Below are 11,679 nucleotides of genomic sequence, written 5' to 3'. Positions count from 1 at the left end.
GATGATCATTATTTTGGTTCCATTCCAGCAAGAGCATTAGCCTATATGAGAGATTTGGAGGTTGAATGTATGCTATTAGGTATTCCAGTTAAGACGCGACATAACGAAGTCGCTCCAAACCAGTTTGAATTGGCGCCCATTTATGACGAGGCTAATTTAGCAGTGGACCACAATTCTTTGTTGATGGATGTCATGCACAAAGTTGCCGAACGTCACAATTTCAGGGTGTTGTTCCATGAAAAACCATTTGCAGGCGTAAATGGTTCCGGAAAGCACAATAACTGGAGTTTGAGTACAGATACTGGCGTTAATTTGTTGGGTCCCGGAAAAACCCCAATGAGCAATCTACAGTTCTTAACCTTTTTTATTAATACAATAAAAGCGGTCAATGATAATGAAGAGCTTTTAAGGGCTGCAATAGCCTCAGCAAGCAATGACCACCGATTGGGAGCAAATGAAGCGCCACCGGCTATTATGTCCGTTTTTATTGGGGAACAATTGACGGGAGTCTTAAACGAATTGGAAAATGTTACCAATGGTAAATTATCACCAGAGGAAAAAACGGAATTGAAATTGAATGTCGTTGGAAAAATCCCCGATGTTTTATTGGATAATACCGATCGGAACAGGACCTCTCCTTTTGCCTTTACCGGAAATAAGTTCGAGTTTAGAGCGGTGGGCTCTACCGCCAATTGTGCCAATCCGATGACGGTTTTAAATACGATTGTCGCCAAACAGTTACGTGATTTTAAAGCAGAGGTAGATAAATTGATCAAGAAAAAGGAAATGAAAAAGGATGATGCCATTTTCAACGTCTTGAGAGATTATATAAAGAAATCCAAAAACATTCTATTTGAAGGAAATGGATATGGTGAAGCTTGGCAAAAAGAGGCTGCAAAGCGAGGCCTTAGCAATCATAGAACAACTCCTGAAGCATTAAAAGCGAAGGTGTCCGAAAAGGCAATTAAGCTTTTTGAGGAAATGGGCGTCATGAACCGAATTGAATCGGAGTCGCGTTATGAGATTGAGTTGGAAGATTATATTTTGCGTATTCAAATTGAAGGTCGCGTCCTTGGTGATATTGCGCGCAACCATATTGTGCCAGTGGCCGTCCAATATCAAAATAGACTGATAAAAAACGTAAAAGGGCTGAAGGAGATCTATGGAAAAGACTTTAAGAAATTTGCTCAAGAACAGTTAAACCTAATCGAGGATATTTCAGGCCATATCTCTTCAATTAACTCTGATGTGACTAGAATGACTGATGAGAGAAGAACGGCAAATCTCATAGAGGATTTTGAAATTAGAGCGAATGATTATTGCTTTAAAGTAAAACCTTTGTTTGATAGTATTCGCTACCATTGCGATAAATTGGAATTGTTGGTGGACGACGAATTATGGCCAATGACTAAATATCGCGAATTGTTGTTTACAAATTAAGTTTAACCGATAACTTTCAATATAAAAAAACCTCTTTAATTAGAGGTTTTTGCGTTAATAAATTCCTAAACTGCTTTTCTAATACGTATGTCTACGTATGTGACCACTTGGAAAAATGTATTTCATCTTGATAAAATGCAACTAGTCGAAATTATTGATTATCGTTAATAATAGATGCTTTAAAGCTCGTTTTCAGCGACTTCATTTCTTATATTTGTAGTGCTATTAATCAATAATTATTAAAATGAAAAAACTAATACTCAGCCTTGCGGCTTTGGCATTTGCAACCTATTTGTTTTCTCAAGGTGATTCGAATGATGATGCTCCGGTTATGAAAAAGGATACGGTAGTTATTGTTCATGATGGATTTCAAAAGAATGCTCAATTTAAATATTAATTCGAGTTTCTATTAAGAAAAATAACCTTGTTTAACATATAGTGAAAACACTAAAGGACAACTAATTCTTTTTGAATTAGCTGTCCTTTTTTTTATCGGATATCAGTCATGATTCGACCCTTTGTAGTATTAAATGAAATTTCTTTGCCAACCATTCTTCGGTTTATTGATCAGTACTAAAATCAATTTTCAAATTTTTATTTAAATTAAAAACTCATGAAAGTTTCTTCTTATTTTTTTAAGACCATCTCTTTAGTGATCCTGACATCCTTCAGTTTTATGTCGTTTGCACAAAACCAAAATTATGAAGAGATTAAAAATTCTGATAAGAACAGCTTTTTCTTCAACTATAGAGGAGCAAATGTTATTGAAGCGGCCATTGGAACGTCAAGTATCAATGGTGATCTTCCCGATGCAATGTTTGAAATAGCATTCCGTATAGGGTATAAACGAAGTCTTTCACCATATTTCGATATCGGTTTGACCTACAACAAATTTAATCTCGCATTTAAGGATATCTATAATGAGGGGTTTATGTCTTTTGATGTTAATTTGGAATATCTCCTATCTCCGTATAAAAATTTTTCCCCATTTATATTTGCGGGCGGTGGTTTGAATGCCTCAAATTACTTTACTCAAACAGCAACCAAATTTCAGGGAGGAGCAGGGTTTGAGATTATCGTTGCTCCCGGAATGGGTTTAAGGTTGCTGGCAGACTACAATTACGTTTTGAGTGATACACTTGATGGTAGAGTATTTGGAGCTTCCGATGATACCTATTGGCGCATTTTGGGGGGTGTTACTATTTACTTTGGTGGCGGGGATAAAAAAGATGGAATACTTAAAGGTTTGCCCTCTATTATGAATTCAAATCCGATTATTAAGGAAAACTAAGATACAATCCTTATTTTTGCGTTTCCAATTAATATTATGAGTCAAGATATCAGTAAAAGGTATGCTCAAAGAGGCGTCTCCGCTTCTAAGGAGGATGTGCACAATGCCATAAAAAATATAGATAAAGGTCTGTTTCCACAGGCGTTTTGTAAGATTGTTCCGGATTATCTCACCAATGATGAAGATTACTGTCTCATCATGCATGCGGATGGTGCAGGTACAAAATCCTCTCTTGCCTATATGTATTGGAAAGAGACTGGTGATATTTCCGTTTGGAAAGGCATTGCGCAAGATGCATTGATAATGAATATTGACGATTTGCTTTGTGTTGGTGCATCGGATAATATCTTGTTATCTTCTACCATTGGAAGAAATAAGAATTTAATTCCTGGTGAAGTAATTTCTGCCATTATAAATGGTTCAGAAGAACTGATTGCCGAATTGAAAGCTTTCGGAGTCACTATTCATTCTACCGGAGGTGAAACTGCTGATGTAGGCGATTTAGTGCGTACCATCATTGTGGACTCTACGGTTACCGCGCGTATGAAGCGTTCCGATGTGATCGATAACGCCAACATCCAAGCGGGTGACGTTATTGTTGGTTTGTCGTCTTCTGGACAGGCAAGCTATGAAAATGAGTATAACGGCGGAATGGGCAGTAATGGTCTCACTTCTGCACGTCATGATGTGTTTCATAGGTATTTGGCTGATAAATATCCAGAGAGTTTTGACGCGGCTGTGCCTAAGGATTTAGTGTATTCGGGAAATATTAAGTTAACTGATGCTGTAGAAGGGTCACCTTTGGATGCCGGAAAATTAGTGCTCTCGCCAACCCGCACCTATGCGCCAATAATCAAAAATATTTTATCAAAATACAATTCAGGAGATATTCATGGGATGGTGCATTGCAGTGGCGGTGCCCAAACCAAGATTCTTCATTTTATAAATGACCTTCATGTCATAAAAGATAATTTATTTCCAATTCCTCCGTTGTTTAAGTTGATTCAGGAGCAATCCAATACAACTTGGAAGGAAATGTATCAAGTGTTCAACTGTGGCCACCGTATGGAGCTATATGTGTCTCCTTCAATTGCTGAAGATCTGATTTCAATATCAAGATCCTTTAACGTAGACGCACAAATAGTGGGAAGGGTGGAAAATGCCGCTAAAAAACAGTTGACCATTAAAAGTGAATTTGGAGAATTTAATTATTAAAACTGGTCTAAACCATTAATCCCTACTTAATGAGAACTATTGTATTTCTGAGCATAGTGTTGCTATGTCAATTTTTAAACGGCCAAACCACAGATAAAGATTCAGTTGCTGCGATTGAGAAACCAAAATGGATTCAAAAAAACCGGGTCAGTCTTGATATTAGTGAAGTGACCTTTGTCAACTGGAGTTCAGGAGGAAGTAATTCTATTTCAGGGCTCTTGGGATTAAATTCATCATTAAATTATGATCGCCAAAACTTTTTTTGGAAAAATAGCGGTAAGATTCGCTATGGCGTCAACAAACAAGAGGCTCAGAACTTAAGGAAAACGGAAGATATTCTTGAGATCGACTCTAAAATGGGCTACAGAAAGGATTCCTTGACCAACTGGTTTTTTTCTGGACATGTGAACCTTAAATCGCAGTTCACCAATGGTTATAATTACCCTAATAAAGAAACACCCATCTCTAAGTTTATGGCCCCTGGATATATGTTTATTGGTGCTGGTGCGGAATACGGTAAGGATTTTGAAAAGTTTTCATTTTATTTTTCGCCTTTAACCGTAAAAACCACATTTGTCCTGGATGAGGCCTTGGCCAATAAGGGGGCGTTTGGAGTTGATCCAGCGGTTTATGATGCCGATGGAAACCTGATCCGATCTGGGCAAAGAATAAGAAATGAAGTTGGTATTTTAGTGTCCCATTTTTTTGAGACCGAAATGTTTGAAAATATTAAAATTTCTACCAAGCTCAATTTGTATACGGATTATCTTGAGAATTTTGGAAATGTGGATGTGGACTGGTTGGTTGCTTTTGACTTTAAGGTCAACCAATTTGTAAGAGCATCTTTAAGTTCCCATTTGAAATACGATGATGACATCAAAATTTCTACACCTACTGGAATAGATGGTGAATATGTTGAGCGGGGTGCAAAAGTGCAGTGGAAGCAACTCCTAGGCATAGGTGTAGCATTTAATTTCTAAATTCCAATAACCATTTAGTGTTTAAAATATTTGTTAACTTTATAATGTTGATAAATAGTTAGTTGACTTATAATCATTATGTTAGAGTGTCTTTCCTGCAAACTTCATGATTTTGGTCCTAATCCAAGTTGATTATTTTTCGTTTCTTTATACTTTTATAAAACATTTCTTTAATTGTTAAAAGTATATTAATCCATGAAAGTTGACACGCTTACCTCCCCAACCCCAACCTACACACAAGAAGAAGCTTTTGATGCTGCTTTAGACTATTTTAAAGGTGATGATTTAGCCGCTAGAGTTTGGCTAAATAAATATGCGCTTAAAGATTCCGAAGGTCATATTTATGAATTGACACCAAATGATATGCACAACCGAATTGCAAAAGAAATTGCACGTGTTGAGTCAAAATATCAAAACCCAATGTCTAAAGAAGAGATTTTTGATCTCATCAAAGATTTCAAATATATCGTACCTCAAGGAAGTCCGATGGCAGGAATTGGTAACCCGTTTCAAATTGCATCACTTTCCAACTGTTTTGTCATTGGGAATTCTGGTGATTCCGATTCTTACGGAGGGATTATGAAAATTGACCAGGAGCAGGTTCAATTAATGAAACGTCGTGGTGGGGTAGGACATGATTTGTCGCATATTAGACCAAAGAGTTCTCCTGTAAAGAACTCAGCTTTGACCTCTACAGGTATTGTTCCATTTATGGAGCGTTATTCCAATTCTACAAGAGAAGTGGCGCAAGATGGCCGAAGAGGAGCCTTAATGCTGTCAGTTTCCATCAATCACCCAGATGCTGAAGACTTTATTGATGCCAAACTTGAGCAAGGTAAGGTTACAGGTGCTAACGTTTCTGTAAGAATAGATGACAACTTTATGAAGGCGGTGCAATCAAACAGCATGTACGATCAGAAATATCCAATTTTTAGCGAGAACCCTAAATTTTCAAAAACCATAGAAGCGAATGCTATTTGGAAGAAAATCGTCCATAATGCATGGAAGTCAGCCGAACCTGGAATTTTATTCTGGGACACCATCATTAATGAATCCCTCCCAGATTGTTATGCCGATTTAGGTTATAAGACAGTATCTACCAATCCTTGTGGTGAAATTCCATTATGTCCCTATGATTCCTGTAGATTGTTGGCCATCAATCTATTTTCATATGTTGAGCAACCTTTCACCACAGAAGCAAAATTCAATTTTGACTTGTTCAAAAAACACGTTGCGGCTGCGCAGCGTATTATGGATGATATCATCGATTTGGAATTGGAGAAAATCGATGTCATTTTGCAGAAAATTGATGCGGATCCTGAAGATGATGAAGTTAAAGCTACCGAGCGGAATTTATGGGTAAATATTAGGACTAAGGCAAAAGAAGGGAGAAGAACCGGTGTCGGAATTACGGCAGAAGGTGATATGTTGGCCGCTCTAGGAATTCAATATGGAAGCAAAAAAGGGAATAAGTTTTCAGTAGAAGTTCATAAAACTTTAGCGTTGGCAGCTTATCGCGCTTCGGTTGATTTAGCGAAAGAGCGCGGTGCTTTTGCGTTTTTTGATATGGAGCGTGAAAAGAACAACCCGTTCATTCAACGCCTAAAAGAAGCCGATGAAAAATTATATTATGACATGAGCGAATTTGGGCGTCGTAATATTGCTTTATTGACCATTGCACCAACAGGAACCACAAGTTTGATGACCCAGACTTCTTCTGGTATTGAGCCTGTGTTCATGCCCGTCTATAAAAGACGTCGCAAGGTAAATCCTAATGACAAAGAAGCTCGAGTCGATTTTGTTGATGAGGTTGGTGATTCTTGGGAAGAATATGTGGTTTTTCACCATAGATTCAAACAGTGGATGGAGGTAAACGGGTATGATATCAGTAAAAATTATGATCAAAAGGAATTGGATGTCTTGATCAAAAAATCACCATATTATAAAGCTACCTCTAATGATGTGGATTGGATGAGTAAAGTTTCTATGCAAGGTGCGGTACAAAAATGGGTGGATCATTCTATTAGTGTTACCATCAACTTGCCTAATGACGCCACTGAGGAGTTGGTAGGTCAACTTTACATGGAAGCTTGGGAAAAGGGCTGTAAAGGCGTCACTGTTTATCGCGATGGCTCACGTTCTGGGGTCCTGATTTCAAATGATGAAAAAAAGGAAGAGACACAAGAAACCTTGACAACGTTTCCAACTAAGCGTCCGCAAACGTTGGAAGCCGATGTGGTGAGATTTCAAAATAACAAAGAAAAGTGGATTGCTTTTATCGGGTTGATAGATGGCAAGCCTTATGAGATTTTTACGGGTCTCGCCGACGATGAAGATGGGATCTTGATCCCGCGTTGGGCAAATAAAGGGTTTATCATTAAGAACAGAAACGAAGACGGTACCTCTCGGTATGATTTCCAATACCAAAACATGAGAGGATATAAAACGACCATTGAAGGGTTGTCACATAAATTTGATCCCGAATATTGGAACTACGCCAAAATGATTTCAAGTACCTTACGTCACGGGATGCCCATTGATAAAGTTGTGGATTTGATCAACAGTCTGCAATTGGATACCGAGTCTATCAACACATGGAAAAACGGTGTAGCGAGAGCTTTAAAACGGTATGTAGAAGACGGAACTCAAGCCAAAGGCCAATCGTGCAGCAGCTGCAAATCAGAAAACCTTATCTACCAAGAAGGTTGTTTGACCTGTAAGGATTGTGGGTCTTCAAAATGTGGATAAAATTTGAATGAATTGGAAAAAGGAGGTTATAGCCTCCTTTTTTATTTTCAATTTATTCTGATAGGTTTAAGTGTTTAAATATAATTCTGCGAATATTATATAAACGCCTTCATTAAAAGCAGAAAACCAATAGTTATGGTCAGGTCAACCAGGAAAAGTGTTGTAAACAATCGCCTGGTAGAAATGCCTAAATTCTTATAAAAACTCAATTTACGTTTGGCGTTGGTTTCATGCATTGAAAAATCAAATAAAAAGTGTGAGTAGTAGTTTGGTAATGCTACTCGGTAAGATGTAAGGGTTGAAAATAACCATTAGAACATTGATGGCCATTCACCATAAAAAAGGTTTGTAAAGTAACAATATGGGGCCTAAGCGGTGTGTCATAACTAGTAAACGAAGTTTTCAAGAACTTATTTTTTAAAAATATTTCGAGGTTGGTTTTTTTTCTTTGGCCAAATGAGTCCTTTCTTGTCGCTTTTCTTTGGGCTATATTGAAAATTCTCAATTTACAATTAAGAAATTATTGTACTTTTGCATCACAATTAAACCATATATGTTAGACAAGTTACAAATAGTAAAACAACGCTTTGATGAGGTTAGCGATTTAATTATCCAACCAAATATCATGACAGATCAAAAGCGTTATATTGAACTCAATAAAGAATATAAGGACTTGCGCAAGTTGATGAATAAGCGCGAGGAGTATTTAGAATTGACTAACAATTTGGCTGAAGCCGAAGAGATTTTAAATGATGGCAGCGATCCGGAAATGGTGGAAATGGCCAAGATGCAATATGACGAGGCAAAGGAGGGTATCCCAAGACTGGAAGATGAAATCCGCTTGATGTTGATTCCGAAGGATCCTGAGGATGTCAAAAATGCAGTTATGGAACTTCGTGCCGGTACAGGTGGGGATGAAGCAAGTATTTTTGCAGGCGATTCGTTTAGAATGTACAGCAAATATTGCGAAAGCAAAGGCTGGAAAGTAGATGTCGTAGATTATAGCGAAGGCACAAACGGAGGTTTCAAGGAAATTCAATTTGCAATTTCTGGCGAAGATGTATACGGAACCATGAAGTTTGAAGCAGGTGTGCACCGTGTACAACGCGTCCCACAAACTGAAACTCAAGGACGTGTTCATACGAGTGCAGCAACAGTAATGGTTTTTCCAGAGGCTGAAGAATTTGATGTGGAGATTAATCCGAAAGATGTGAGAATTGATTTCTTCTGTTCTTCAGGTCCGGGAGGCCAATCGGTAAACACAACTTATTCTGCAGTACGCTTAACCCACATTCCAACCGGATTGGTGGCACAGTGTCAGGATCAGAAATCTCAGCACAAGAATAAGGAGAAGGCATTTAAAGTTCTGCGTTCACGGATTTATGAAATGGAATTGGCAAAGAAAAATGCCGCAGATGCTGAAAAGCGTGGGTCCATGGTAAGTTCAGGGGATAGAAGTGCTAAAATTAGAACCTATAATTATTCACAAGGACGCGTCACTGACCATAGAATCGGGTTGACACTTTATGATTTGGGCAATATTGTCAATGGCGATATTCAGCGGATCATTGATGAGCTGCAATTAGCAGAAAATACCCAAAAGTTAAAAGCAAATACAGACGTAATTTAATAACAAGCCTCATTTTGAGGCTTTTTTATGGTATGAAAACAGCACACCTAATTGAGCAAATCAAAATTAAAAAATCTTTTCTATGTATTGGTTTAGATGTCGATTTGAGTAAAATCCCACAACACCTTCTCAAAGAAGAAGATCCTATTTTTACCTTTAACAAAGCCATCATTGACGCCACGCATCATTTGTGTGTGGCCTATAAGCCCAACACAGCGTTTTATGAAGCTTATGGACTAAAGGGTTGGAAATCCCTAGAAAGAACAATTCAATATCTCAATCAAAACCATCCTGAAATTTTTACAATTGCCGATGCCAAACGCGGCGATATTGGGAATACCAGCAGCATGTATGCGAAAGCGTTTTTTGAAGACTTAGGCTTTGATAGTGTTACCGTTGCCCCATATATGGGAAAGGATTCTGTTGAGCCGTTTTTGGAGTTTAAGGAAAAACATACTATTCTTTTGGCTTTGACTTCCAATGAAGGAGCTTTTGATTTTCAAACAAAAACAATCGATGGCAAAGAAGTGTATAAACATGTTCTGGAAACTTCAAAAACCTGGAAGAATTCTGACAACCTCATGTATGTTGTAGGAGCGACAAAAGCGGAATGTTTAGCCGATATCCGCAACATAATACCAAACAGCTTTTTGTTGGTTCCAGGAGTTGGAGCTCAAGGTGGCAATCTTCAAGAGGTGTGCAAATATGGAATGAATGACTCGGTAGGGCTTTTGATCAACTCCTCAAGAGGAATCATCTTTGCATCATACGGAAAGGATTTTGCGGCAGTTGCTGCCGAAAAAGCAAAGGAATTACAAAAGGAGATGGCCTCGATTTTAGAGCGCTATTGATGTTTCTGATTTCCTTGGACACTTGGATAAGTTTTTTCCTAATTTTAGGTGTCGTTCCTATGCGAAAATTCTAGATTGAAATTTATTTGGCGTCCCAGCGCCGCTTTAGGAAATAAAATGAAAGACCAACTCCATAGACATATTACAGTAGATAAAATACCTAAGCGGATCATTTCCTTGGTCCCTTCACAAACTGAATTGTTAGTAGATTTGGGCTTGGAATCTTCAATTGTAGGGATAACCAAATTCTGTGTGCACCCAATCCATCTAAAAGAAGAAAAAGTTGTGGTTGGTGGTACAAAACAAGTCAATTTTGATAAAATAAGAGACTTGAAACCGGATATTATTCTCTGCAATAAAGAGGAAAACACCAAAGCGATGATTCAAGAGTTAGAAAAAATTGCCATTGTACATATCAGTGACATTTATACCATTGATGATACTCTAGAATTAATTGAATTATATGGCGATCTGTTCTCAAAGAAAAAGGCCGCCATTACAATGATAAAAGAGATCAGTAAAAAAAAATTTGAGTTTGAGGATTATATAAAGGATAAACCGAAAAGAACGGCTGCTTATTTTATTTGGAAAGGACCGTGGATGGTCGCCGCAAGACATAATTTTATAGACGAATTATTGCGCCTAAATGGGTTTGAGAATTATTATGGCCATCAAAGTCGTTATCCAGAGGTCCTTCTAAAAGCCTCTGACACAGAACAAGCAGAGCTCGTGCTGCTCTCAAGTGAACCATTTCCATTCAAAGAGGAACATAAACAAGAGATCAAGCCATTCTTTCCAAATGCCACTATTCTTGTGGTTGATGGCGAAATGTTCTCTTGGTATGGATCGCGATTATTAAAAGCGTTTGATTATTTTAAAATGCTGCATCAACATCACTTGTCTGAGAATTTTTCAAGTTGAGAATGATCTTTCTCAATTTTGAAGCTTCATGGTATAAAAAGTCGCTCAAACTGGCGTCTGATTGTAACAAATTGTAGGCTTCTTCAGTAAATTTAATGTAGTTTTTCTCTACTTCTTTTAAGTTTAGGACTTCGTTGAGGCCAAACTTAACTTTTCCAACTTTGCAATTATGTGTATTCATAGGTTATTAGGATATATTCTTAAACTATAAATACGGATTATAAACCCCTAAGGACGTGCGGATAAAGTTAAAATTTTGATAATTTATTAATTTGAAGCTTTTGGGGTTGCATCTCTGTTTAAATATTTCAAACGGTTAAGTTTGTTTAAAAGCTTTATGGCCTTATATTCTGAGATATCACTTAAGGCATGATCCGTTTGACGAACATTGTAGGCTTGTTCAATTAGATGTTTATATCGTTTTTGTAGTTTGAGTTGGTGCGATTTAATTTCCAATAAAGTTTTCATGACTACAACAGTTTGAAAGTTAAATATATCTAAAATACACTTAGCGAACAAGTTAAATTTTTAAAAATATTCATAAAAAAAGTCGATGGAAAATTCCCATCGACTTATAATCTTATCAATTATGTTCAGACCACA

10 protein-coding genes are annotated in these 11,679 nt (G+C 37.4%); 9 read left to right on the top strand and 1 reads right to left on the bottom strand.

The window, feature by feature from the left end; all coding sequences use genetic code 11:
* The 9 genes from VLZ86_RS06060 to VLZ86_RS06020 all read left to right on the top strand — a co-directional run.
* The coding region (locus tag VLZ86_RS06060; protein WP_325449752.1) for a glutamine synthetase type III at positions 1 to 1,440 on the top strand (1,440 nt) is incomplete at its 5' end.
* A gap of 244 nt (positions 1,441 to 1,684) precedes the next feature.
* On the top strand, positions 1,685 to 1,837 hold the full coding sequence (locus VLZ86_RS06055; protein WP_190246213.1) for a hypothetical protein: 153 nt from the start codon (positions 1,685 to 1,687) through the stop codon (positions 1,835 to 1,837).
* Positions 1,838 to 2,053: 216 nt separating this feature from the next.
* Complete coding sequence (locus VLZ86_RS06050; protein WP_325449751.1) at positions 2,054 to 2,731, top strand: Curli production assembly/transport component CsgG; 678 nt, start codon at positions 2,054 to 2,056, stop codon at positions 2,729 to 2,731.
* A gap of 36 nt (positions 2,732 to 2,767) precedes the next feature.
* Positions 2,768 to 3,946, top strand: coding sequence for an AIR synthase related protein (locus VLZ86_RS06045; RefSeq protein WP_325449750.1), 1,179 nt, complete (start codon positions 2,768 to 2,770; stop codon positions 3,944 to 3,946).
* A 29-nt stretch (positions 3,947 to 3,975) separates the two neighbouring features.
* A complete protein-coding gene (locus VLZ86_RS06040; protein WP_325449749.1) occupies positions 3,976 to 4,926 on the top strand; it encodes a DUF3078 domain-containing protein in 951 nt (316 codons plus the stop codon).
* Positions 4,927 to 5,121: 195 nt separating this feature from the next.
* Positions 5,122 to 7,674: an adenosylcobalamin-dependent ribonucleoside-diphosphate reductase gene (locus tag VLZ86_RS06035; protein WP_325449748.1), complete on the top strand. Its 2,553-nt coding sequence runs from the start codon at positions 5,122 to 5,124 to the stop codon at positions 7,672 to 7,674.
* A gap of 553 nt (positions 7,675 to 8,227) precedes the next feature.
* Positions 8,228 to 9,304: a peptide chain release factor 1 gene (gene prfA / locus VLZ86_RS06030; protein WP_325449747.1), complete on the top strand. Its 1,077-nt coding sequence runs from the start codon at positions 8,228 to 8,230 to the stop codon at positions 9,302 to 9,304.
* A 32-nt stretch (positions 9,305 to 9,336) separates the two neighbouring features.
* Positions 9,337 to 10,155 carry an orotidine-5'-phosphate decarboxylase gene (gene pyrF / locus VLZ86_RS06025; RefSeq protein ID WP_325449746.1) on the top strand — a complete coding sequence of 273 codons (819 nt, stop codon included), beginning with the start codon at positions 9,337 to 9,339 and terminating at the stop codon, positions 10,153 to 10,155.
* Between the two features lie 117 nt (positions 10,156 to 10,272).
* Entirely contained in the window at positions 10,273 to 11,076 is an 804-nt protein-coding gene (locus VLZ86_RS06020; protein WP_325449745.1) for a helical backbone metal receptor, read from the top strand.
* A gap of 267 nt (positions 11,077 to 11,343) precedes the next feature.
* Here VLZ86_RS06020 and VLZ86_RS06015 read toward each other — a convergent pair whose 3' ends face one another.
* Positions 11,344 to 11,544: a Lacal_2735 family protein gene (locus tag VLZ86_RS06015; protein WP_325449744.1), complete on the bottom strand. Its 201-nt coding sequence runs from the start codon at positions 11,542 to 11,544 to the stop codon at positions 11,344 to 11,346.
* Positions 11,545 to 11,679 lie beyond the last annotated feature (135 nt).

Source organism: Gelidibacter sp. (genome assembly GCF_035515035.1).
GTDB lineage: Bacteria > Bacteroidota > Bacteroidia > Flavobacteriales > Flavobacteriaceae > Gelidibacter.
The sequence above is the reverse complement of the archived record's forward strand: the minus strand, read 5'-3'. Positions and strand labels throughout refer to the sequence as shown.